General features: G+C 55.0%; 28 protein-coding genes. All 28 read right to left on the minus strand.

From position 1 onward, the window contains the following. Positions 1–4 precede the first annotated feature (4 nt). The 28 genes from ACVBDQ_RS00780 to hslU all read right to left on the minus strand — a co-directional run bounded on the left by ACVBDQ_RS00780 (position 5) and on the right by hslU (position 23,778). Positions 5–1,054 (minus strand): protein-glutamate methylesterase/protein-glutamine glutaminase, encoded by a 1,050-nt coding sequence (locus ACVBDQ_RS00780; protein WP_081130467.1) that lies wholly within the window; start codon positions 1,052–1,054, stop codon positions 5–7. Positions 1,055–1,063: 9 nt separating this feature from the next. Beyond that, on the minus strand, positions 1,064–1,930 hold the full coding sequence (locus ACVBDQ_RS00785) for a MinD/ParA family protein (RefSeq protein WP_021322273.1): 867 nt from the start codon (positions 1,928–1,930) through the stop codon (positions 1,064–1,066). Then, positions 1,924–3,093, minus strand: a complete 1,170-nt coding sequence (gene flhF, locus ACVBDQ_RS00790; protein ID WP_062898530.1) for a flagellar biosynthesis protein FlhF — start codon at positions 3,091–3,093, stop codon at positions 1,924–1,926. The genes ACVBDQ_RS00785 and flhF overlap by 7 nt, the downstream gene beginning before the upstream one ends. Then, positions 3,090–5,135, minus strand: a complete 2,046-nt coding sequence (gene flhA, locus ACVBDQ_RS00795; RefSeq protein ID WP_011230738.1) for a flagellar biosynthesis protein FlhA — start codon at positions 5,133–5,135, stop codon at positions 3,090–3,092. The genes flhF and flhA overlap by 4 nt, the downstream gene beginning before the upstream one ends. Positions 5,136–5,153: 18 nt before the next feature. Next, a complete protein-coding gene (gene flhB, locus ACVBDQ_RS00800) occupies positions 5,154–6,236 on the minus strand; it encodes a flagellar biosynthesis protein FlhB (protein ID WP_011230737.1) in 1,083 nt (360 codons plus the stop codon). A 1-nt stretch (position 6,237) separates the two neighbouring features. Beyond that, on the minus strand, positions 6,238–7,011 hold the full coding sequence (gene fliR, locus ACVBDQ_RS00805) for a flagellar biosynthetic protein FliR (protein WP_023634337.1): 774 nt from the start codon (positions 7,009–7,011) through the stop codon (positions 6,238–6,240). Positions 7,012–7,017: 6 nt separating this feature from the next. Continuing rightward, a complete protein-coding gene (gene fliQ / locus ACVBDQ_RS00810; protein WP_011230735.1) occupies positions 7,018–7,287 on the minus strand; it encodes a flagellar biosynthesis protein FliQ in 270 nt (89 codons plus the stop codon). A 15-nt stretch (positions 7,288–7,302) separates the two neighbouring features. Next, entirely contained in the window at positions 7,303–7,971 is a 669-nt protein-coding gene (fliP, locus tag ACVBDQ_RS00815) for a flagellar type III secretion system pore protein FliP (protein WP_011230734.1), read from the minus strand. Next, the gene (gene fliZ / locus ACVBDQ_RS00820) at positions 7,964–8,620 is read right to left on the minus strand and encodes a flagella biosynthesis regulatory protein FliZ (RefSeq protein WP_138187437.1); all 657 of its coding nucleotides are present in this window, start codon (positions 8,618–8,620) and stop codon (positions 7,964–7,966) included. Before fliZ ends, fliP begins: the two co-directional genes overlap by 8 nt. A gap of 19 nt (positions 8,621–8,639) precedes the next feature. Further along, positions 8,640–8,999 carry a response regulator gene (locus tag ACVBDQ_RS00825; protein ID WP_013145750.1) on the minus strand — a complete coding sequence of 120 codons (360 nt, stop codon included), beginning with the start codon at positions 8,997–8,999 and terminating at the stop codon, positions 8,640–8,642. A gap of 25 nt (positions 9,000–9,024) precedes the next feature. Continuing rightward, positions 9,025–10,206 (minus strand): flagellar motor switch phosphatase FliY, encoded by a 1,182-nt coding sequence (fliY, locus tag ACVBDQ_RS00830; RefSeq protein WP_446663003.1) that lies wholly within the window; start codon positions 10,204–10,206, stop codon positions 9,025–9,027. Further along, positions 10,196–11,200, minus strand: a complete 1,005-nt coding sequence (gene fliM, locus ACVBDQ_RS00835; RefSeq protein ID WP_011230730.1) for a flagellar motor switch protein FliM — start codon at positions 11,198–11,200, stop codon at positions 10,196–10,198. The genes fliY and fliM overlap by 11 nt, the downstream gene beginning before the upstream one ends. 28 nt (positions 11,201–11,228) lie before the next feature. Next, positions 11,229–11,657: a flagellar basal body-associated protein FliL gene (gene fliL / locus ACVBDQ_RS00840; protein WP_011230729.1), complete on the minus strand. Its 429-nt coding sequence runs from the start codon at positions 11,655–11,657 to the stop codon at positions 11,229–11,231. Next, a complete protein-coding gene (locus tag ACVBDQ_RS00845) occupies positions 11,644–11,868 on the minus strand; it encodes a flagellar FlbD family protein (RefSeq protein ID WP_011230728.1) in 225 nt (74 codons plus the stop codon). Before ACVBDQ_RS00845 ends, fliL begins: the two co-directional genes overlap by 14 nt. 43 nt (positions 11,869–11,911) lie before the next feature. Continuing rightward, complete coding sequence (flgG, locus tag ACVBDQ_RS00850) at positions 11,912–12,727, minus strand: flagellar basal body rod protein FlgG (RefSeq protein WP_069304132.1); 816 nt, start codon at positions 12,725–12,727, stop codon at positions 11,912–11,914. Positions 12,728–12,744: 17 nt separating this feature from the next. Further along, a complete protein-coding gene (flgD, locus tag ACVBDQ_RS00855; RefSeq protein ID WP_011230726.1) occupies positions 12,745–13,173 on the minus strand; it encodes a flagellar hook assembly protein FlgD in 429 nt (142 codons plus the stop codon). 17 nt (positions 13,174–13,190) lie between these two features. Further along, entirely contained in the window at positions 13,191–14,381 is a 1,191-nt protein-coding gene (locus ACVBDQ_RS00860; protein WP_011230725.1) for a flagellar hook-length control protein FliK, read from the minus strand. Then, positions 14,378–14,989 carry a MotE family protein gene (locus tag ACVBDQ_RS00865; RefSeq protein ID WP_011230724.1) on the minus strand — a complete coding sequence of 204 codons (612 nt, stop codon included), beginning with the start codon at positions 14,987–14,989 and terminating at the stop codon, positions 14,378–14,380. Before ACVBDQ_RS00865 ends, ACVBDQ_RS00860 begins: the two co-directional genes overlap by 4 nt. After that, complete coding sequence (gene fliJ / locus ACVBDQ_RS00870; RefSeq protein WP_011230723.1) at positions 14,990–15,436, minus strand: flagellar export protein FliJ; 447 nt, start codon at positions 15,434–15,436, stop codon at positions 14,990–14,992. Between the two features lie 42 nt (positions 15,437–15,478). After that, positions 15,479–16,789, minus strand: a complete 1,311-nt coding sequence (gene fliI, locus ACVBDQ_RS00875) for a flagellar protein export ATPase FliI (protein WP_081712628.1) — start codon at positions 16,787–16,789, stop codon at positions 15,479–15,481. Further along, complete coding sequence (fliH, locus tag ACVBDQ_RS00880; protein WP_020278189.1) at positions 16,767–17,546, minus strand: flagellar assembly protein FliH; 780 nt, start codon at positions 17,544–17,546, stop codon at positions 16,767–16,769. The genes fliI and fliH overlap by 23 nt, the downstream gene beginning before the upstream one ends. Beyond that, on the minus strand, positions 17,530–18,549 hold the full coding sequence (fliG, locus tag ACVBDQ_RS00885) for a flagellar motor switch protein FliG (RefSeq protein ID WP_011230720.1): 1,020 nt from the start codon (positions 18,547–18,549) through the stop codon (positions 17,530–17,532). The genes fliH and fliG overlap by 17 nt, the downstream gene beginning before the upstream one ends. A gap of 12 nt (positions 18,550–18,561) precedes the next feature. Beyond that, positions 18,562–20,148, minus strand: coding sequence for a flagellar basal-body MS-ring/collar protein FliF (gene fliF, locus ACVBDQ_RS00890; protein ID WP_011230719.1), 1,587 nt, complete (start codon positions 20,146–20,148; stop codon positions 18,562–18,564). 81 nt (positions 20,149–20,229) lie between these two features. Further along, positions 20,230–20,526 carry a flagellar hook-basal body complex protein FliE gene (fliE, locus tag ACVBDQ_RS00895; protein WP_011230718.1) on the minus strand — a complete coding sequence of 99 codons (297 nt, stop codon included), beginning with the start codon at positions 20,524–20,526 and terminating at the stop codon, positions 20,230–20,232. 19 nt (positions 20,527–20,545) lie between these two features. After that, the gene (gene flgC, locus ACVBDQ_RS00900; RefSeq protein WP_011230717.1) at positions 20,546–20,998 is read right to left on the minus strand and encodes a flagellar basal body rod protein FlgC; all 453 of its coding nucleotides are present in this window, start codon (positions 20,996–20,998) and stop codon (positions 20,546–20,548) included. Positions 20,999–21,001: 3 nt separating this feature from the next. Further along, a complete protein-coding gene (flgB, locus tag ACVBDQ_RS00905; protein WP_011230716.1) occupies positions 21,002–21,391 on the minus strand; it encodes a flagellar basal body rod protein FlgB in 390 nt (129 codons plus the stop codon). A 196-nt stretch (positions 21,392–21,587) separates the two neighbouring features. Further along, positions 21,588–22,367: a GTP-sensing pleiotropic transcriptional regulator CodY gene (gene codY, locus ACVBDQ_RS00910; protein ID WP_011230715.1), complete on the minus strand. Its 780-nt coding sequence runs from the start codon at positions 22,365–22,367 to the stop codon at positions 21,588–21,590. A gap of 16 nt (positions 22,368–22,383) precedes the next feature. After that, positions 22,384–23,778, minus strand: coding sequence for an HslU--HslV peptidase ATPase subunit (hslU, locus tag ACVBDQ_RS00915; RefSeq protein ID WP_013523393.1), 1,395 nt, complete (start codon positions 23,776–23,778; stop codon positions 22,384–22,386). Positions 23,779–23,780 lie beyond the last annotated feature (2 nt).

Here is a 23,780-nt window from a genome sequence, read left to right on the forward strand (position 1 = left end):
CCCCTCACTCCCCGATCAATTGGACGATGGCAGCGGCGATGCTGTCAAGCGGAACGATGACATCAACGACGCCAGCCTCGATCGCCGCTCTTGGCATCCCAAAGACAACGGCTGTCTCGCGCGCTTCCGCGATCGCTTTTGTGTTCCCGCTTTCCTTCAGCTTTTTCAACCCCGCTGTTCCGTCGCTTCCCATCCCGGTCATGATCACCGCGATTTTCCGACAGAGGCGAATGGCAGCGAGCGACTCGAACAACACGTCAACAGCCGGACGATGGCCGGCGCGCGGCGGCGATTCGTCGAAACGGGCTTTAAGCGCGCCGCCTTCTTCGCGAACGATGAGATGGACGCCGCCTGGCGCGATATAGGCGGTGCCATTTTGCAGCACTTCCCCGTCTTCCGCCTCCTTGACCGTGATTGCGGCAAGCGCATCAAGCCGGTTGGCGAGCGATGTCGTAAATCCTTTGGGCATATGCTGGACAGCGACGACCGGAGCGGCTAGATCGGGCGGAAGCTGCGTCAGCACCGTCTCGAGCGCGCGCGGGCCGCCGGTGGAAGTGCCGATCGCGACGATGGCCTGTTGCGGCCGCGCCGCCGCTTTGAACGATGGGCGCCAAGACGGACGTTGGCGGCGCGGGGCAGTCAAGGCAGCCACGTTCGCTTCGCTCGCGTGCAGCACTTTGCCAATCAGCTCGTCTTTCACTTTGTACAAATCGAGCGAAATCGGTCCGGACGGCTTAGCGACAAAGTCGACCGCCCCGTACTGCATGGCGGCGATCGTGTTTTCCGCCCCTTCGGTCGTCGTGCTTGACACCATGACGACCGGCACGGGATGGTCCCGCATGATGCGCTGCAACGTTTCGAGTCCGTTCATGACCGGCATTTCCACATCAAGCGTCACGACATCCGGCCTTAGGGCGGCGATTTTCTCGAGCGCCTCCCGGCCGTTGCGAGCTGTTCCGATGACTTCGAGGCGCGGATGTTCGGACAAAAAATCACTGATCCATTTGCGCATAAACGCCGAGTCATCGACGACAAGCACCTTGATCGTCTTCATGTTCCGTCTCTACCTTTCTAGCAAAAGTTGACGCAGCTTCGCAAAAAAGCGGGGAGCCCGCTCCGGCTCTTTTTCTCCTCCCGCCGCATAGCGGCATGCCATTTGACGCACTGCCCGGCTCGCCTTCGCCGCTGGATCAAAGAGAACAAACGGCGTTTGCCGGACGACACAGCGCGCGACCATCCGGTCTTCAGGAACGACGCCAAGCAAGGCGATGTCTTTATGGAAAAACCGACTGGCGGCATGCTGCAGGCGCGAAAAGACGCCATATCCTTCCCGCTCGCTGCCGGCGCGGTTGACGATGACGGAAAACGGAGCCTCGCTGCCGGCGGTGTGCATATATTTCATCATGGCGTACGCATCCGTCATCGCGGTCGGCTCCGGCGTCGTGACAATAAACACATCGTCGACGGACTTTAAAAAATACAATCGTTCTTCTGAGGCACCCGCCCCCATATCGAAAATGAGATAATCATATCGCGACGCCACCGTCTGCAGCTCGGCCAACAAATAGTCGATAGCGGATCGATCGACACTCAACCATTGCGCGGCGCCCGTCCCCCCAGCAATATACGATAGATGCTCCGGTCCGCTTTTTACCAGCTCGGAAAGCGGCAACCGCGCGGAAAACCAATCCGAAAGCGTCAATGGCGACGACTGGCCGAGCAAAATGTCGATGTTGCCCATGCCGATGTCCATATCAAGCAGCAAGACGCGAAACCCGAGCTTCGAGAGCGACAGCGAAAAATTGAGCGAAAGGTTTGACTTGCCGACTCCGCCTTTCCCGCTCGTCACCGCGATGGTCCGCGGCCCCGCCGCCGGCTGGCGCCGGCGGCCCAGCTCATAGCGCAGCCGTTCTGCTTGATCGCTCACCATCGCTCCGCCCCAAACAGCAGATGAACGAGCCGGTCTGCGGACGCTTCCACCATGTCGTCCGGCACATTTTGCCCGTTCGTGAAATAGGCGGCGGCAAGCCGGCTGTCAAGCAACACATTGACGATCGTTCCAAACGAGTCCGTCTCATCGAGCTTCGTCACGATCAGCCGATCGATCGGCAGGCGGGAAAAGTGGTTGTAAATCATTTTCATATCGTCATACTTTCCCGTGGCGGCGAATACAAGAAACGTTTCCGTTTCGCTGTCAAACTCGAGCGTTTGCTGCAGTTCATCCACGTATTGCGGGTTGCGGAAGTTGCGGCCAGCCGTATCGACGAACACGAGATCGCAACCGGCCAATTTCCGCTTCGCCGTCCGAAAATCGTCGGCATTGTAGCATACTTCCAACGGAGCGTGCAAAATGTCGGCATACGTCTTCAGTTGGTCGATGGCGGCGATCCGGTACGTGTCGGCCGTGATGAACCCGACTTTTTTCCCTTGCTCGAGGACGGCGCGCCCTGCCATTTTGGCGAGCGTCGTCGTTTTTCCAACCCCGGTCGGACCAAGCAAAATCATATACTTTTTTTGCTCCGCCGTTTTGACAAACGGAAGCGTCGACAATAGATCGCGCACCGCTTCTTTCGTCCAGGCGGAGACCGCAGCGGGCGACCGGCTGTCTTTGTCGGCATACCACCGTTCAAGCAGGCGATCCATCACTTGGCGGACGTACACATCCGCCATCCCTTGCCGAACGAGGCGCCGTTCCGCTTCCGCAAGCGGCGGAGGATACAAAAGCGAAGACGAGCGGGCGTTGAACTGACGGATGAGCGCCTTGACTTCCTCGATCTCACGGGCAAGCGAGCCGTCTTCCTCCCGCTCGGCCGCCGGCAAAGGGGCAAAGGACGCAGCACTCGGCTGACGCGTCAAAGACGCGGCGGCACTCGGCTGACGCGTCAAAGACGCGGCGGCATCCGGCTGACGCGGCGGCAGTGGATCCGGATCAACGCCGGCCAACACTTCGATCTTTTTTTTCGCAAACAGACCGAAAAATCCGCCGGTCTGCACGACTTTCGAGTGCAAAATGACGGCGTCGCGGCCAAGTTCGGCGCGAACCATTTTCATCGCTTCGTTCATGGACGGGGCGACAAATTTTTTCACTTTCATTCGATTTCCACCATCCCCACGCTTTGAACTTCGACATCCGCTTCAAGCTCGTTGTACGACAGCACCGGAACAGTCGGAAAATGGCGCTCGGTCAGCTGGCGGACGTACATGCGCACCGCCGGGGAGCAGAGCAAAATCGGCGTCTGGCCGGCGAACGGATAGCGTTCAAGCGCCGCGGCGACCGCTTCCACAAACGCCTGCGCCCGCGCCGGCTCGAGCGCCAAATAGCGGCCATGCTCTGTTTGCTGCACGGCGTCGGCGATCGTTTTTTCCGCTCTGCCCGACAGCGTAATGACGCGCAGCGGCTCGCCCGGCACGGCGTACTGCGAGGTGATTTGCCGCGCCAACGCTTGGCGGACGTATTCCGTCAACAAATCGGTGTCGCTGGTCAGGCGGGCAAAATCGGCAAGCGCCTCAAAAATGAGCGGCAAGTTGCGGATCGACACTTTCTCTTTCAATAGCTTGGCGAGCACTTTTTGCACGTCGCCGACAGACAACGGATTCGGCGTCACATCGTCGACAAGCACCGGATACGATTCTTTTAAATGATCGATCAGCTGTTTTGTTTCCTGGCGCCCCAGCAGTTCGTGGGCATGGGCTTTCAGCACCTCCGTTAAGTGTGTCGAGACGACCGATGGCGGGTCGACGACCGTATAGCCAAGCATTTCCGCCCGGTCTTTTACGGTCTCGGAAATCCATTTCGCCGGCAGACCAAACGCCGGCTCGATGGTGTCAATGCCATCAATCGAATCGTCGTCAACCCCGGGGCTCATCGCCAAATAATGGTCAAGCAGCAACTCGCCGCGCGCCACTTCCTCGCCTTTCACTTTGATCCGGTATTCATTCGGCTGCAACTGGATGTTGTCGCGAATGCGCACAACCGGGATGACAATGCCAAGCTCGAGCGCGAGCTGCCGACGGATCATGACGATCCGGTCAAGCAAATCCCCGCCTTGATTGGCATCAGCGAGCGGAATGAGCGCATAGCCGAACTCAAATTCAATAGGATCGATATGCAACAGTTGGATGACGCTTTCCGGGCTTTTCAATTCGTCGGCGGCCGCCGCCTCCTCTTCCGGAGCGGCCAATGCCGCTTCTTCTTGCTTTTGCCGCTCGATAAATCGGTAGCCGCCAAGCGCCAGCAACCCGGCAATCGGCATCGTCAACAAGTCGTTGATCGGCGTAAACAAGCCGAGCAGGAAAATCGTTCCTGCCGTGACGTACAACATTTTCGGAAACGCGAACAGCTGGCGCATAATATCGCCGCTCAAGTTGCTGTCCGACGCCGCCCGGGTGACGATGATGCCGGTCGCCGTGGAAATCAACAGCGCCGGAATTTGGCTGACGATTCCGTCGCCGACCGTCAAAAGCGTGTAGCGCTTCGCCGCCTCCGCCATCTCCATCCCTTGCTCAACGACGCCGATCACCATGCCAAACAACATGTTGATGACGACGATAATGATGCCGGCGATGGCGTCGCCTTTCACGAACTTGCTCGCCCCGTCCATTGCTCCGTAAAAGTCGGCTTCTTGCGCCACTTTTTCCCGCCGCTTTCGGGCTTCTTGCTCCGAAATCATGCCGGCATTTAAATCGGCGTCAATGCTCATCTGTTTGCCGGGCATCGCATCGAGCGTAAAGCGGGCCGCCACTTCAGAGACGCGCTCCGCCCCTTTGGTGATGACAACAAACTGGATGATGACCAAAATCAAAAACACGACAAACCCAACGACGACATCGCCGCCAACGACGAACGTTCCGAACGTTTCAACGACGCCGCCCGCCTCCCCTTTGCTTAAAATCGAGCGGGTGGTTGACACATTCAGCCCGAGCCGAAACAGCGTCAGCACTAAAAGCAATGACGGAAAAATGGAAAACTCAAGCGGCTCTTTCGTGTTCATCGCCGTCAGCAATACAAGCAAGGCAAGGGAAATATTGATGATGATCAATACGCTCAACAGCCATGTCGGCAGCGGGATGACGAGCATGGCGACGATGAGCACGACAAGAAACAATACGGATAAATCTTTGATTTGCGCTTGCATTGTTTTCTCTCCTTGTTGCTACACGTTTCCTTTGAGCCGATAGACGTACGCCAAAATTTCCGCCACTGCCTTAAAAAACGCCTCTGGAATCATATCGCCGACTTCCGTCTGGCGGTAGAGCGCCTGCGCAAGCGGGCGATTTTCGACAGTCACGACGCCATGGGTTTTCGCCACTTCCTTGATTTTCATCGCCATATAATCCGCCCCTTTCGCGACGACGACCGGCGCTTCCATCTTGCCGTCTTCATACTTGAGGGCAACGGCGTAATGCGTTGGGTTGGTAATGACGACATCCGCGTTCGGCACTTCCTGCATCATCCGCCTCATCGCCATCTCGCGCTGTTTTTGCTTGATGCGCGATTTGATGAGCGGATCGCCTTCCGTCTTTTTGTATTCATCTTTAATGTCCTGTTTGGACATGCGGATGCTTTTTTCAAATTCAAACCGCTGATACAAGTAATCAAACAGCGCTAAAAACAAGAGCGCCCCCGCGGCGTACAGCCCCATTTTCACCGTCAAGCCGCCGACGACAGTCAAAGCCTCACCCGGCGTCTTGGAAACGAGCGCCGCAAGCTCGCTTCGTTCGGCCAACAGCGCCGCGAACACGACCGCACCGATGATTCCAGCTTTTAACACGGATTTCAACAGCTCGACCAAGGCGCGCAACGAAAACAGCCGTTTCATTCCTTGCACGGGATTGAGGCGGTTCCAATCCATTTTTAACGGTTCAACGGTGAACAAGGCGCCGATTTGCAAAAAGTTGGCCAACCCAGCCGCCAGCACTGCGGCGGCGAACAGCGGCGCCAAAAGCAAGGATGCATGGGAAAGCCAGTCAAGAAACAGCCGGTGAAGCGAGTCAACCGTCAACGAAGCGGACGCATAATCGGACAAGGCGCGGGCGAACAACCGCAGCAGACCGTCCCGCTCGTACGCCCCGGCCAAGGACAAAGCAAGAAATGAAGCAAGCAGCACGGAAGCGGAGACGACATCACCGCTTTTGGCCACCTGTCCTTTTTCCCGCACTTCTTGCCGTTTGCGAGGCGTCGCCTTTTCCGTTTTTTCCCCAGCGAAAAATTGCAAATCGAGCCGCCACTCGCCCATCTTATCCGCCCCCCAACAGCCGCATCAACTCGCGCAACGAGGCAAACATGAAGTGAAATACGCCGCGCGCCGCGAGCAATATTCCCCCGACTGCCGCCAACAGGAGCAAAAACGCCGCCGCCGTTTTGGCGGAAAAGCCGACCGCGAAAATGTTCATTTGCGGCACCGCGCGGGCGATGATGCCAAGCGCCACGTCGACTAAAAAGAGCGATCCGACAAGCGGGGCGGCCATTTGCACAGCGGCGGCAAACATGGCAGCGAACACCCGCACGACGTACTCCACCGCCGGCCCATCGGCAATGTGCGGCAAGCGGTCAAGCGGCAGCCAATGATAGCTGTAAAACATGCCGTCAAGCAGCAAATGGTGCCCGTCAAGCATAAGCAAAAGCAAAAGCGCCAGCAAATGAAGATACTCGCCAAGCAGCGGGCTTTGCGCTCCAGTTTGCGGGTCGATGACGTTGGCGATGGCAAACCCGATTTGAAAATCGATCAAGCCGCCGGCGACTTGCACCGCCGCCATGAGGATCGCTGCCAGCAGCCCAAGCGCCAGTCCGACGAGCGCTTCTTTTACGACAAGCAATACATACACGCCGTCAAGCGCCAACACCGGTTTGGGCATCGCCCAAAACAACAGCCAGCTGAACAAAAACGCCAATCCGGCTTTATACGAAGCCGGCACGGTCCGGTAGGAAAACAACGGCATCGCCGCGAAAAACGAAGCAGCGCGGACAAAGACGAGCAAAAACGCCGGAAAATAAGTCCATACTTGTTCCATCGCCGATCAGCCTATAAACGAAGCAAGATTGTTGAAAATATCGTGCGCGTACGACACCATTTTCGAGAGCATCCACGGCCCAAAGAACACAAGTCCAAGCAAGACGGCGACGATTTTCGGCACAAACGCGAGCGTCTGCTCTTGAATTTGCGTCGCCGCCTGAAAAATGCTGACGACAAGCCCGACGGCAAGGGACAACAACAAGAGCGGCCCGCAGACGACAAGCACGATATACACGCCTTGTTCAGCAAGGCGGATGATGAAATCGGCACTCATAAACGCCACCTATCTTTATTGAAAACTTTGCAACAATGATTTGACGACCAAATGCCAGCCATCAACAAGGACAAACAATAAAATTTTAAACGGCAGCGAAATCATCACAGGCGGCAGCATCATCATCCCCATCGACATTAAGACGCTGGCGACGATCATGTCGATGACTAAAAACGGAATAAAAATCATAAAGCCCATTTGAAACGCCGTTTTCAACTCACTGATGGCAAACGCCGGCACGAGCGCGGTCATCGGGATGTCGTTGATCGTTTTCGGCTGTTTGGCGCCGCTGTATGATAAAAACAGCGCCAAATCTTCCTGCCTTGTGTATTGGCTCATAAACTGCTTCAGCGGAACAGCCGCCCGTTCATACGCCTCCTCCAAATCAATTTTGTCGGCAAACAGCGGCTGCAATGCCTGGTCGTTGATTTCTTTCCAGGTTGGCGCCATAATGAAAAATGTTAAAAACAGCGCGAGCCCGACGAGCACTTGGTTCGGCGGCATCTGCTGCGTGCCGAGCGCCGTGCGCACAAACGACAAAACGATGACGATGCGCGTAAAACATGTCATCATAATGAGAATGCCGGGAGCGATCGACAAAACGGTGAGCAGCAGAAGAAGCTTCACCGCTGTCGACACGTGCTCGGGAGCCATCGAATCAAACATATGGACAAATTCACTCATCGCCCGCCGTCCCTTTCTTCTTCAACCGATTGAGCCACTCGTTTCGCTTTTCGGCCATTTGCTTCATCTCCTCAGCCAACAGCGCCGAAAACGATGACAGCGAACCGCTTTTCCGCTTTGATTTCGCCGTCCACTCACCGCGAAGGAGGGAGCCAAGCCGGCCCAACTCCGCCATTCGCTCCAACCGTGCGCGATGTTGCTCCAACAGTTCATTCATTTCTTGTTCGTCTTCAATTTCTTTCAGAAGCTGAATCGAATCACCGACACCGATGACGAGCAGCCGACGGCCGACTTTAATGAGCTGTACAGAGCGGTTCGTCCCGACGCTCGTCCCGCCGAGATGCTCGATGACGCCCTTTTGGCTTGAAACAAACGACTGACGGCGGGACATCCACCTTAACACCGCATAAAGGAGAATGAGGACAAAGACGGTCGCGCCGATGAGCCGAAGCACATCGAAAGCGGAAACCGCATCAGCGGCTTGATTCGCTGTCTGTTTTGTCTGTTGCCCGGAAGGAGCTGACTTCCCGCATGAATCGGGATGCTGCAGGCAGTCGGCGACCGTCGGGCTTTGGGCGGCCAATGCCGGCACCGGCCCCAAAGCGATGGCTGCTGCCAGCAAAACGGCCGCCCAGCGCCAAATTGCCATAGTTTCCACCTCTGATCGCTCACCCGATCGTTTTGTTGATCGCTTCGATGACGCGGTCCGCTTGGAACGGCTTGACCACAAAATCTTTCGCCCCGGCTTGAATGGCATCAATCACCATTGCCTGCTGCCCCATCGCGGAGCACATAATGACTTTGGCGTTGCTGTCGATTTTTTTAATTTCCTTGAGCGCCGCAATCCCATCCATCTCCGGCATCGTAATATCCATTGTCACGACATCGGGCCGCGTTTCCTTGTATTTCTCGATCGCCTGCCGTCCATCGGCCGCTTCGGCGACGACTTCATGTCCGTTTTTCGTCAAAATGTCTTTAATCATCATGCGCATAAATGCCGCATCATCAACGACAAGCACTCTTGCCATGTCCCCTAACCTCCCAAACGCCTGTTTATTTTAACTTTGTCAGCCGATCGCTTTGGCTGATGATGTCCGTGATGCGGACGCCGAAATTTTCATCGATGACGACAACCTCGCCTTTCGCGATCAGCTTGTTGTTGACAAACACATCGACCGGTTCGCCGGCCAGTTTATCGAGCTCAATGATCGATCCAGTCGACAGCTGCAAAATTTCCTGCACCGACCGCTTCGTCCGCCCGAGTTCAACCGTCACCTGCAGCGGCACATCAAACAGCAGCTCCAAATTGCGCGCCTCCGTTGCCGCAAGCGGCGGGGCATCGAACTCGACGAAATCGGCGGTTTGAATATGCCGAGCGGCTGCACCCTCCCTCTCCTTGTCCGCGCGCCCAGCCGGCGGTCCATCCGTCGAGCGGCTCGCCGCTTCTGAAGCTGCCGCACCGCCGTTTGCCTGAACGTCAATTGGAACAGGCTGCGGCTCGCGAAACGGCCGGTCGTCCGCCGACGACTTAAGGCTCACTTCCGCTGCCCCCGGCTCCTCAAGCGGCGAGCCGAGCAATTGGGCAACCAATTCTTTCGCGAAATCGATCGGCAACAGCTGCATAATGCTTGAGTCGATCAACTCGCCGATTTTCAGCCGAAATGACACTTTAATGAGAAAATCTTCGTCCGGCAAATATTCCATCCCTTTTCCTTCCGCCAAATCAAGCAGGTGGAGCGTCGGCGGGGAAATATCAACCCGCTTGCCAAAGACGGTCGACATCGACGTCGCCGCTGAGCCCATCATTTGGTTCATCGCTTCTTGAACAGCGCTCAGCTGAATCTCTCCGAGCGGACCATCGGCCGCCGTTCCGTCGCCGCCAAGCATTAAATCAGCGATAATCGCCGCGTCTTTCTGTTTAATGACCAACAAGTTTGTCCCGAGCAGCCCTTCCGTATAGTTGACTTGGATGGCGACATATGGCTGCGGAAATTCATCCGCGACGCTTGTGCGCTCGATAATGGACACGCTTGGCGTCGTAATTTCCACCTTTTGGTTCAATAACATCGACAGGGCAGTGGCCGAACTGCCGAAAGAAATATTGCCGATTTCCCCAAGGGCGTCCTGCTCAAGCGGAGAGAGAAGATCATGAAGCGCCGGAATAGGTCCGTCGCTGTCCATTCCGCGCAACAAAGCATCAATTTCATCCTGCGACAACATTCCATCATTCATCATGGTCGTCTTCGTCCCCCTCGATCATCGCTAAAATTTGCACCGCCAGCTTTTTGTTCCGCTTCCCCGGCTGGCCGATAAACTTTGGAATATGGCCGATTTTGACCACGAGCGGCTCATGAATCGACTGCTCGAGCTGAATGACATCGCCGGCCTCGAGTTGAAGAAATTCATTGACCGTGATGACCGCCGTTCCCAGTTCAGCGATAATCGGCAATTTTGCCGCGCGGATGCGCTGTTCGATCCGTTTCGCTTCCTCGGGGGAACGCTCCTTTTTTTGCGCCTGCATCCAGTAATGCACCGACAGCCGCGGCATAATCGGCTCCAAGACGACATGCGGAATGCACACATTCATCATGCCGCGCGCTTCGCCGATTTGCGTGTTGAGCGAAATGACGACAACGGTGTCGTTCGGCGCAATCATGCGCAAAAACTGCGGATTGACTTCAAAATCGACAAAGAGCGGGTCGACTTCCGCCACCGATTCCCAAGCGTCGCGCCAATGGACAAACGCCTTGTCAAACAAATTGGACATGATGCGTGTTTCAATCTCAGTCAAATGCTCCACTTTATCCATGCCGACGCCGCGCCCGCCCATCACCCGGTCAAGCATGGCGTAAGCGATGTTCGGGTTGACTTCCAAAAGGACATGCCCGCCAAGCGGCGGCACCTCAAAGACATTGATGATCGTCATTTTTGGGATGGAGCGGACAAATTCTTCGTATGGAATTTGGTCGGCCGATGCGACCGAAATTTGCACATATGTGCGCAACTGGGCGGAAAAAAACGTTGTCAGCAGACGGGCGAAATTCTCATGAATGCGCGTCAGGCTGCGGATTTGATCTTTGGAAAACCGGAGCGCCCGCCGGAAATCATACGTTTTGACGCGTCGGCCTTCCTCCTCTTTTTTCAGCTCCTCCGCGCTCATCTCCCCTGCAGAAAGCGCAGCGAGCAACGCGTCAATTTCGCTTTGCGACAATACTTCCCCGGCCGTCATTTCATCTTCCCCCCTTCCAATGACAGGGCTACTGGAGGATAAAAGAGGTAATGTAGACGTTCTCCACTCTCCCTTCTTGCATCAATCCGTTGATCTCGCGCTTCAGCCGCTCTTTCAGCGCCGTCAGCCCTTCTTTTCCTTTAAAGTCGGCCGCTTTCATCTGCGAAAGTTGCTCGATGATCACGTCTTTCATCTGAAAATCGCGTTTCTCCGCCTCTTCTTTTCCTTGATCGCTGTCTGTTTCAATTTTAAATGAGATTTTAATATAACGCCCGTCCGCTAAATTGGTGGTCATTTCCGGAATGTCGATCGATCGTTCCGCTAGTTCATCGGCGCTTGGCGCCCCTTGTTTTTCCGCATGCCCCATCTTCATCACCGCGACAAGCGCCGCCGTTCCGGCCAAGGCGATGACCGCCAGCACAATGATCATCGTTTTGATTGCTTTATTCCCTTTCACTGTCCAATCCTCCTGCTTTCGGTAAGCGAAACACACCAAGCTGCCGGTAAAATTCGCTCGCTCGTGCAGCCACTTGCTCGACCGTTTCGCGCACGACGAATTTTTTTCCGTTCGTCAGCGTCACGGTCGTATCAGGAAACGCTTCAATTTGTTCGATGTACAACGCATTGAGCACAAACCGTTTCCCGTTGAGCTTCGTTAACGAAATCATCGGCCAGCAGGCGCAAGACGCCGCTCACGCCCTACCTCCTATTCTATTTTTTCAAGTTGACAAGCTCTTGCAAAATTTCATCCGATGTCGTAATGATGCGCGTATTCGCCTGGAAGCCGCGCTGGGCGACGATCATCTCCGTGAATTCCTCGGCAAGGTCGACGTTGGACATCTCAAGCGCGCCGGAGACGATGGTTCCTGTTCCGTTCGCTCCCGGCGCCCCTGTCGTTGGCGCGCCGGAGTTGGTCGTTTCGCGGAACAAGTTGTTGCCGGCTTTTTCTAATCCGTCATTGTTTGCAAATTTGGCCAGCTGAATCGTGCCTATCAGCTGTAAATTCCCAGAAGCATCGATGATGTTGACCGTGCCATCGGCTCCGATGCTTAAACTTTTCGCATTAGAAGGAATTTTCAAACTCGTGATTTTCCCAGTCGAATCAGTTCCAAGTAAATATTGGCCATCGGCATTGACAATATAGCCTTGCGAATCGAGATAAAAATTCCCGGCTCTCGTATACATGCGATTGTTGCCGGAAGCGTCGCCGACGACGAAAAACCCGTCGCCGGAAATTGCCAAATCAAGCACGCGGCCGGTCGTTTGCAAGCTGCCTTGCGTATGGACGGTGTCGATCGCCGCAAGCTGCGAACCGAGCCCGACCTGCTTTGGATTCGTCCCGCCGCGGCCGGCACCGGCATTGGGTCCGCTTGCTCCAGAAATCGTCTGGCTCATCAAATCTTTGAAAATCGTTCGTCCTTTTTTAAACCCGTACGTATTGACATTGGCAATGTTGTTGCCGATGACATCCAACTTCGTTTGAAAGTTGCGCATGGCGCCGATTCCGGAATACATGGAACGAAGCATCGGTTCCCTCTCCCCTTTTATCCTTTTTGTTCGACTTTCACGACCGCATCCGCGGCAATCGTTGTCCCGTTATCAAGCCCAAGAGTCACTTGGCCGTCTTTTTGCATGACCGATTGAACGACGGCGCTCATCATCGTCTCGCCGTCTTGCCAGTGCACCGTTTTGCCGATCCATTCGCTGTAGCGCAAAAGCGCATCGCGGCTTGACGCTTGCATCCATTGCTGCATCAAATTGGCGATGTTCATCATTTGCTCAAGCGAGGAGAAGCTCGCCATTTGCGCGATAAAGTCTTTATCTTCCATCGGATTGAGCGGGTCTTGGTTTTCTAGCTGAGCGAGCAAAATTTTGAGAAAGTCGTCTTTTCCTAAAATTTGATTGCCCGTTTTCCGTTCCGGCTGAACCGCGTTTGCCAGCCATAAGCTTCCATCAATCGCATTCGTTGTCATCCTCGTTCTTTTCCCCCTTATGCGTCAGCTTCGATCCCGTCTAGCGCAAACGGGAAGGAAGATGATGGCTCCCGCTTTTGTTTTTGCCGCGATTCGCCCTGCTGCTGTCCTCCTTGGCGGTTCCCGGAATACGGCGGCATAGCGGAGCGGTCATAATCCGACCAAACGGTCCATTTTTCGACCGTGATGGAACTCGCATCAAGCTGCTGAGCAAGCTGCGGCAAATGAGCGTAGAGCAACTCTTTCACCGCGTCGTTCGCCACGAGCAGCTTGGCGGCGAGCTTTCCACCTTCCTCTGTCATTTTCACCGTCACCGTCCCGAGATGTTCCGGATGCAGACGGATGACAAGCTGCATGACACCGTTTGGCAACTTCATCCACCGCGCCGACCTTAGCGCGTGGGCGACTTGATCAGCGACGCTTCCGCCAGCTGACGCCGGCATCTCGCCGATCAGCCCGACAGATGAAGAGGAGGGTGATAAAAGCGCAGGAGGAGTGGTGAATGAAGGAGCGGCCTCGCCGCCATGCCCCTTGTCCCCCCTTTTTGACAGCGAAACGTCTTTTTCGCCAGCCGGACGGACGGAAGAAGCTCCGTTAGGCAGCGCGACAACCGGCCTGTTGCCTCCCTGCTCATGGAATGGACGCTGGTCGCCGTCGCTCAGGAGCGGTGGAAACATCCCTGTTTTTCCGCTGGAAGGCGAAAAAGATTCAGCATCGATATGACCACTTTTCCGTCCGTCGGTTATGAACGCACGTTCAAATCCCGCTTCATCGGCCGCCGGCTGAGCGGCAATCGTTTCTTCACCATTCATCGCACCGACAAACGGAAATGTCCAATGATCACTCGTTTTCCCTTCCGCCTGCTGATCCGCCGCCAAAAGCGGCGCGCCTGCAGCTGCCGAAATTGGAGCAACAGCCCAAGCAGCCACGATGGAAGGGGCAAGCCACAATGATTCGATTTGCGCCGGCTTCTTTTCCGCTGAAGATGGTTGTCCGGCTGCGCCCGTTTCCATTCCGCCATTTTGCCAATCTGGCTCTTTGTTTTTGTTCGACTCCTCTTGAAACAAGCTAGTCTCTGCCCCAGCGGGCAATAACTCTTGTTGCTTGTGCGCAAGCAACGCCGCAAACACGTTTGCGTTTTCCGCCTCTTTTTTCACCGCCATAGCGCCTGCCGATAGCGGCGCGTTTGCTGTGATCGTTACTTTCATTCGGCCGCCTCCTTCCCCATCGCCCTTTTGCTTAACGATGCCAACAGTTTCGCCGCCTGCCCAGCCGGCATTTGTTCCAAAATGGCTGCCGCTTTGTCGCCGTCAATCTGGCTCAGTACACGGAGCGCTTCGCTCTCAGGCAGTTCCGCTAAAATAGCCGCCGCCTGTTTTTCCGACATGGCGTCATACATGCCGGCGACATCTTCTTCCGTCAAGGCCGGCTCGTCAACAGGCTCAGCCTGAGCGTCCGTTTTCCCGCTTGGCGCAGACAGCTGGGCGATTTCCTTTTCCTTTGCCGCCAATTCGTTTTTCAACTGCTTGATTTGCTTTTGTTGGTCGGCGATCGTTCGTTTTTGCTGGTTGATTGTCTGCTGCTGAGCTTCAATCGTTTTTTGCAAAGCTTTCTCCCTTTTGCTCCAGTTGATCCACTCGGAGACAAACGGCGCCTTTATTGTCCACTGCTTTGCCGCCTTGGCCACATCAACGCCGGCAATGTTTAAAATCAACAACAGAAAGGAGGCAGCAAACGCACTCGGAATGACAATGACAAACAACAGCCATTGCCACCAACTCGCCTGCATTTCCTGTTCAACTTTGCTCTCCGCCATCTATACCTCTCCTTGCCTTGCAAAACGTTGAACCGCCATTTCATCGAGCAGGCGGCGTTCCGCTTCCCTCTCAAGCTGCTCGGCCCACCGCTTAATGCGCTCACGCATTTTTTCGTATTTTTTCACTTCGATATTCAATTCCATCAAACGCTGCTGCCGGCGCTGCATCTGCTCGCGCGCCTGCATGACGACGAGCTGATAATGGTCGATCATCCGCTCTAAATTCGCCATATATTGCAGCCTAAGGCGAATGTCTCCAACGGACAGGCCGGCTTGAAGCTGTTCATCCCGAGCCGCCGCGCATTCTTCTTTTTCCTTGAGCAGGCGGTAAAGCGTTTCGGCTGCCTGCTCAAACCGGCGGACCGCCTCCTCGTATTCGCCAAGCGCCTTTTCTTTTTCTTTTTCTTTCATCGCCAGCACTTTTTGCAGCCGAAACGTCGGCGTCACATTTGTTCACCCTTTCATCGTCTGAAAATGGCGCGCGATTTCTCACCGAACCGACAACAAGCGCAACAGGGCATCAATGCTTTCGGCGCGCGTCGTTTTTTCATCGATGTTTTGGCGGCAAAACGCCATCATTTGCGGATAAAATTCGATCGCCTCATCAATTTCTTGGGACGACCCCCGTTTGTACGCCCCGATTTGAATCAAATCCTCCGAATCGATATAAGTGGACAGAAGGCGGCGGAACCGGTTTGCCGCTTCGCGGTGCTCTGCGCTGATCATGTGGGGCATGACGCGGCTGACGCTTTTGAGCACGTTAATCGCCGGGTAATGCCCTTTGTTCGCCAGCTGGCGTTCCAACACAAAATGGCCATCCAAAATGCCGCGCACCGCATCAGCGATCGGCTCATTCATGTCATCGCCGTCAACAAGCACCGTATAAAACGCGGTGATCGTGCCGGAAGCGTTCGTTCCAGCCCGTTCAAGCAGCTTTGGCAGGAGGGCGAAGACCGATGGCGTATAGCCTTTCGTCGTCGGCGGCTCACCGACGGCAAGGCCAATCTCCCGTTGCGCCATAGCGACGCGGGTGACCGAGTCCATCATGAGCATAACATCCGCCCCTTGGTCGCGGAAATATTCGGCGATCGCCGTTGCCGTATAGGCGCCTTTGACGCGCATCAGCGCCGGCTGGTCGGACGTGGCGACGACGACGACCGAGCGGGCCAAGCCGTCCGGGCCAAGGTCGCGCTCTAAAAACTCGCGCACTTCGCGGCCACGCTCGCCGATTAAGGCGATGACGTTCACATCAGCCGACGTATGGCGGGCGATCATTCCCATGAGCGTGCTTTTGCCGACGCCCGAGCCGGCAAAAATGCCGACGCGTTGCCCCTTGCCGACGGCAAGCAGGCTGTCGATGACGCGGATGCCAACTTCAAGCGGTTCGACAATCGGCGGCCGAACGAGCGGATTGGGCGGATCGCGTTCGACCGACACCGGCTTCAGCCCGGGCGGCAACGGGCTCCCGTCAAGCGGTTGGCCGAGCGGATCAAGAACCATGCCAATGAGCGCATCGCCGACGTGCACTTCAAGCGGCCGGCCGGTCGCTTCGACAAGGCAGCCGGGAGCGATATGAGACATGGCGGAAAACGGCATAAGCAAGACGTGCTGTTCATGAAAGCCGACGACTTCGGCGGGAATTTTCCGGCATCCGCTCTGTTCATGGATGTAACAAAGATCGCCAATCGAGCTTTTCGGTCCTTTCGATTCCATCATCAAGCCGATGACGCGCGACACTTTGCCAAACCGTTTATACAAGTCGACAGCGTCTATTTCATCAAGAAGCGCCTGCCAGTTCAGAAAACGCCCCCTCCTTCAATCGCCGGTAGAGCGCCTCGCGCAGCCGCTCAAGCTGTACATCGACGCTCGCCTCGATGCGCCCAAACGGCGTCTCCACGACACATCCATATTCAGGAAGCGCATCGTCCGGGTAGATGAATAGATCAACGCGATGCGGAAACAGAGATTTCAACAGCTCCTTTTGCTCTGCCACTATTTCGTAGCCGTGCGGATGCACATAAACGGCCACTTCCGTTTGCCGGCGCACTTCCTGCAACGCTTGGTGCACGAGCGGCAAAAAAGCGTTTCGATCGCCCTCAAGCGCGGCGCCGATAATGCGTTCGGCCGCTTTTAACGCCACCTCCAGCATCGCCTCAGCCGTCGATTCGATGCGAGCGTAAAATTCGGTGTTCGCTCGCTCCGCCAAGCGGCGGGCTTGCTCGATCAACGCGCGGTGCTCGCTCAAAGCCTCCTCGCGCCCAGCCGCATAGCCGTCTTCATACCCGCGGGCGCGCGCTTCCTGCATGAGACGCTCTTTCTCCCGCTGCCATTCCTCTTTTTCGCGGGCCAACTGCTCGCGCACCGATTCGTAATATTGCTCTGCCTGGCGGCGAAGCTTGGCTGCTTCTTCCTTGGCGGCGGCGACCGCTTCCATCTCCCTCTGCCGATCGTCGACGGACGATGGAAGATCGGAAACATGGCGCTGCACGACGATCGTCTTTTTCCCAGCGCGCGCCGCCAATTTCGGCGCTTTAATGACGTTAGACAATAATATCATCTCCTCCCCCGCGCGCGATGACGATTTCTCCGGCCTCTTCGAGACGACGGATCACGGCGACGATGCGCGATTGCGCCTCCTCGACATCACGCAGCCGAACCGGCCCCATATATTCCATTTCTTCTTTGAACGTCTCGGCCATTCTTGTCGACATGTTGCGGAAAATAATGTTTTTCACTTCGTCGCTCGCTACTTTCAGCGCCAACATGAGATCGTTGTTGTCCACCTCGCGGATGACGCGCTGAATGGCGCGGTGATCGAGCGTCACGATATCTTCAAAGACAAACATCCGTTTTTTAATTTCCTCAGCCAGTTCCGGGTCTTGAATTTCCAAGGCATCCAAAATCGTCCGCTCCGTGCTCCGGTCGACTTGGTTCAGCACTTCCACGACCGCCTCAATTCCGCCGGCTTGCGTGTAATCTTGCACGACGGTCGCGGACAGCCGCCGCTCCAAAATTTGCTCGACTTCGTTGATAATCTCCGGCGATGTGCTGTCCATCAGCGCGATGCGCCGGGCGACATCCGCCTGCATTTCCTGCGGCAGCGCCGATAAAATTTGCCCTGCCTGTGCCGGCTCCAAATACGAAAGAATCAGAGCGATCGTTTGTGGATGTTCATTTTGAATGAAGTTTAACAGCTGCATCGGGTCGGCTTTGCGGGCGAAATCAAACGGCCGCACCATCAGCGCTGATGTCAGGCGGTTGATGATCTGCATCGCCTTATCCGGGCCGAGCGCTTTTTCAAGCACTTCTTTCGCATAGGCGATGCCGCCTTGGGCAATGTAATCTTGCGCCAAGGCGAGCTGTCGAAACTCTTCAAGCACTTCCTCTTTTTGTTCGGCCGTCACTTGACGGACGTTGGAAATTTCTAGCGTCAGCTTCTCAATCTCTTCCTCGGATAAATGTTTATAGACAGAGGCCGACACATCCGGGCCGAGGGAAATAAGCAGGATGGCTGCTTTTTGCCTGCCCGACAGCCCGCCTTTTCGTTCGCGCTTTGCCATACGCCGTTCCCCCTACTCTTCCGATAGCCACGTTTTTAATAGTTTTGCAAACTCATCCGGCTTTTCTTTCGCCAGCCGCTCAAGCTGTCGACGGCGCAACGCTGCCTCCGTCTCCGGCGGCTCCGGCAAATCCGGCTCCGTCGAAAGCGGCGGAGTGAACAAGTGTTCTTCTTCCTCTTCCTCGTCTTCACGGCGGCGGCGCAACCAGAGGAACAACAGCAAGGCAACGAGCAACAGCGCTCCTGCACCGGCCGCATACCACCACCACGCCGGCCGATCCGGCGTTGATTCGGTGAATGTCGGCTTGCCGTTGAATTTTTGCACCGAAACGACGATGCGGTTGTTGATGTCTTGATCAGTGAGCGTTTGCGCCTCGCTTTTGTCAATTGACGTCCGAACGATCGTTCCTAGCAGTTTTTGAATATCATTGACCGTCTCGGGCGGCAGCGAGTTCGGATCATTAGGGTCAGGCGGCTCGACCATCACTTGGATGCCTAGGTCGCGGATTTTATATGGACTTTCGACGATTTGCTTTTTGATTTTGTTTACCTCATTGTTGATCGTCTCTTCGGTTCGTTCATAGTTGCCGTTTGTTGCGCCGTTTGCGTTTTGGTAGCCCGGCACTTCGTTCGCGCCCGTTCCAGCGGCGCCTCCGGGCGGCGCACCGCTCCCGGAGTACGTCTCTTTAATGCGCTGAACGCTGACGGCAATACCTTGCTTCGTTTTCTCGTCCACTGGAGAAACCAAATTTTCTTCTCGTTTCTCCTGCGTAAAGTCGACATCCGCCGTCACGGAAACGACGACTTTATCCTGCCCCATCATCGTGCCGAGCAGTTGCTGCACTTGGCGTTGAATGTCGCGCTCGATCTGCTTTTTGATTTGCTGCTGCGAGGCGAATGTCGTTCCTGTCGAATTTTCGCCGTCGTTTTTTAAATCGTAATACTCAAAAAACTGATTCATAATGACGATATTATCTGTAGAGAGATTCGGAACACTTTTGGCGACGAGATGATAGAGCGCTTTGATTTGCTCGTCGCTGAATTGATAGCCCGGCTTCGTCTTCAGCACGATCGAAGCCGAGGCTTCCCCTTTCTCATCGGAAACGAATACGCTCGGCTGCGGAAGGTTGATCATGACTTTGGCGTCCTCGACGCCGTCGATCGTCTTGATCAAGTTGGCGAGCTCCGTTTGCATCGCCTTCAGCTTCACCATATTGAACTCGTTATCCGTCATGCCGAAGCTCGCGTTTTGGCCGAAAAATGAATAGTCAATGACTCCACTGTTCGGGATGCCTTCAGCAGCGAGCTCGACTTTCAGCGCGTCCACTTGCTCTTTCGGCACTTTAATCGTCGTCCCGCCGTCCGCCACTTCGGCCGGAACGCCGCGCTGGTCAAGCGTTGCTTTAATTTGCCCCGCTTCTTGCGGCGACAAATTGCTGTAGAGGGGCACCATTTCCGTCCTTGTGGCGAAAAAGACGCCGACGCCAACGGCCAAAAGCACGGCCGCTGCCGCAGTGAGCACGAGCCATTTCTGTTTTTTTGTCCGTTCCTGCCAAAACGCGCGAGCGCGGCTCCACCACTCTTTCCATTTCCTTCTCATACAATTCCCCCGATGATCCAATACCTGCCGCCATAGCGCAACAATGGCGGCGGCTTCCGTATGTATTGCGATTCATTGCTGCTACAATGGCATGCGCATCATTTCTTGATACGCCTCGATCGCTTTGTTGCGGATCTCCAGCGTCAGCTGCAGCGTGATGCTCGCTTTTTGCGCGGCGATCATCACATCATGCAACTGAACGTTCTCCCCGCGAACGAGCTTTTCCGTCAGCGCATCGGCTTGAATTTGCGCTTCGTTCACGCGGTTGAGCGCCTCTTTGAAAAATGCGGCGAATTGCTTTTGCGCCTCAGCCGGCTTCGCTGGGGGCGAAACGGCGGAAGACATCGTCAGCCCAATGCGGCTTGCTCCATCAATCATCGTTTATCCCCCTCGCATGCTATTTCCCGATCTCGAGCGCCTTCATGAGCATTCCTTTTGAAGCATTCAACACCGTAACGTTCGCCTCATACGAACGCGTCGCCCCGATCAAGTCCACCATTTCTTTCAGCGGGTCGACGTTTGGCAGACGCACATAGCCGTCGGCGCCCGCATCCGGGTGATTCGGGTCGTAGACGAGTTTAAACGGCGCCGGATCATCGACAATTTCGCGCACCCGCACTCCGCCGTCCACCGCGTCGGCACGGCCGAGCGCAGCCTGCAAATAGCCCGAAAACGACCCGCTGCGCGGTTCAATGATGACCATTTTGCGGCGGTACGGCTCCCATTCGCCGTTGACAAGGCGGGCGCGCGTCGTATCGACGTTAGCGATGTTGGAGGCGATCACGTCCATGCGCAACCGTTGGGCGGTCAACGCCGAAGCCGAAATGTTTAGACTTTGAAACAAAGACACCCGTTATTTCCCTCCTTTAATCACTGTTTTCAACGTTGTAAATTTGCCGTTGAGCCGCTCGATTAAGGCATTGTAATAAATTTGGTTTTCTGCTAGTTTTGACATTTCCTGATCGATATCGACACTGTTTCCATTATGATTGTAACTCACCGTTGTGTCCGTCGTCACGATGATTTTTCCATTTTGTTCGTTTGGAAACGAAAAATGCTTCGGATTCGTCCGTTTGGCCTCAAGCCGAAACGCCCGTTCCAATTCAGCCTGAAAGCGCACATCTTTCGCCTTATAGCCCGGCGTATCGGCGTTGGCGATGTTGTCGGCGATCGCCTGTTGGCGAAGCGCAGCGTAGCGAAGCCCTTGTTCAAGCCAACCGATCGTCGCTGAAAAGAGCGCCAATGGAATCCCCTCTTTTCTCCTATTTTTCGACAATTTCTGCTAGTTTTCATTTTACGGGAAAGAAAACCCAATGTATAGACGGAACTTGGTACTATTTTTCGACGATGCCATTACAGAAAAACGATGCCAAGGATGTTTGTCAAAACAAAAAACCCGCCGGGCCAAAATACCCAGCGGGCTTAGGCGGCTGCGCCGTTCAGCTCGATTTCAATTTTTCAAGTTCGCTTAAAAACTTGTCGTTCAATACTTTAATGTACGTTCCTTTCATGCCGAGTGAACGCGATTCGATCACGCCGGCGCTTTCTAGTTTGCGCAGAGCATTGACAATGACCGAGCGGGTGATGCCGACGCGGTCGGCGATTTTGCTCGCGACAAGCAGTCCTTCCGTTCCGTCAAGCTCCTCAAAAATGTGTTCGATCGCCTCAAGCTCGCTGTAAGAAAGGGAGCTGATCGCCATTTGCACGACCGCCTTGCTGCGCGCTTCCTCTTCAATTTCTTCCGCCTTTTCACGCAGAATTTCCATGCCGACGACCGTCGCACCGTATTCAGCCAAAATGAGATCGTCATTGTCAAACTCGCGGTCAAGGCGCGATAAAATGAGCGTGCCGAGCCGCTCGCCTCCGCCGTTGATCGGAACAATCGTCGTCAAGCCGGTTTTGAACAAGTCACGATTTTCCACTGGAAACGCCGTATATTCGCTATTAATATCAATATTAGGAGACGTTTCCGTAATGTTGAACAAGTTTTTCGTGTATTCTTCCGGAAACTGGCGCTCCTCCAGCATTCGCTTCATCCGTTCGTTTTCAATCGATTGTTTAATGGCGAATCCAAGCAGTTTGCCGCGGCGGCTGACGACAAACACATTGGCTTCAATCACTTCGCAAAGCGTTTCTGCCATTTCTTTAAAATTGACCGGCCGCCCGGCCGCCTTTTGCAACATGGCGTTGATTTTCCGCGTTTTCTCTAGCAAGTTCATTGATTTCATCTCCTCCTCATAAAATAAACTCGCTTAAATCTTTGTTTTTGACGATGCTGCCGAGTTTTTGCTCGACATATTGCGGTGTGATGACGACCTTGTCGATTCCGATGTCCGGCGCCTCAAACAGCAAGTCTTCCAGCAGTTTTTCCAAAATCGTGTGCAACCGGCGCGCACCGATGTTGTCGGTCGTCTGGTTTACTTCAAACGCCACCTCGGCAATCTTACGAATAGCATCGTCAGAAAATTCAAGACTTATACCTTCTGTTGCCAAAAGAGCTTGATATTGTTTAATGAGCGCGTTATTCGGCTCGACTAATATTCTTACGAAATCGTCGACCGAAAGTTTCGCAAGTTCGACGCGGATCGGGAAACGGCCTTGCAGCTCAGGGATCAAATCCGACGGTTTCGCCATATGGAACGCGCCGGCGGCGATGAATAAAATATGGTCTGTTTTCACCGGTCCGTACTTCGTCATGACGGTCGACCCTTCGACAATTGGCAAAATGTCGCGCTGCACCCCTTCGCGCGAGACGTCGGCCGAGCCGGACACCGCTCCGCTGCGGGCGATTTTGTCGATTTCATCGATAAAAATGATGCCGGACTGTTCAGCCAGGCGGACGGCCTCTTGCGTCACTTCATCCATGTCGATCAGCTTTTGCGCTTCCTCGTTGATGAGCACTTTGCGCGCTTCACTCACTTTGAGACGCCGCTTTTTGCGCCGCTTCGGCATGAGGCTGCTCAAGGCGTCCTGCATGTTCATCCCCATCTGCTCAATGCCTGCCCCTTGCAAAAAGTCAAACCATAACGGCGTCTGTTCCTCGATTTCAATCGTCACCATCTCGTTCTCCAACTGCCCGTTTGCCAACTGCCAAGCAACTTGGCGCCGCTTTTGTTCCACCTGTTCATCCTCATGGCTGTAGCTGTTGTCCGCTTGGGCTCCTTGGCCGCCAAACAGCAGCTCAAGCGGATTTTTGATTGTCTGCTTTGGCTTGCCCGGAACAAGCAGTTCAACAAGCCGCTTGTTCGCCTGCTGTTCAGCCCTGTCTTTCACTTCGTTCATTTTTCGTTCTTTCACGAGCCTAACTGACGTTTCCACCAAATCGCGCACCATCGATTCGACGTCGCGCCCGACATAACCGACTTCGGTGAATTTCGTCGCTTCGACTTTGATGAACGGGGCGCCGACGAGTTTGGCGAGCCGGCGGGCGATCTCGGTCTTCCCGACCCCGGTCGGGCCGATCATTAAAATGTTTTTCGGCATCACTTCATCGCGCAATTTTTCATCGAGCAAACTGCGGCGGTACCGGTTGCGAAGCGCGATCGCCACCGCCTTTTTTGCCTCTTTTTGCCCGACGATGAACTGATCGAGCTTTTCGACAATCTGCCGTGGAGTCAACGTTTCCGCCATCA

The sequence above is a fragment of the Geobacillus sp. CCR genome, assembly GCF_052906625.1.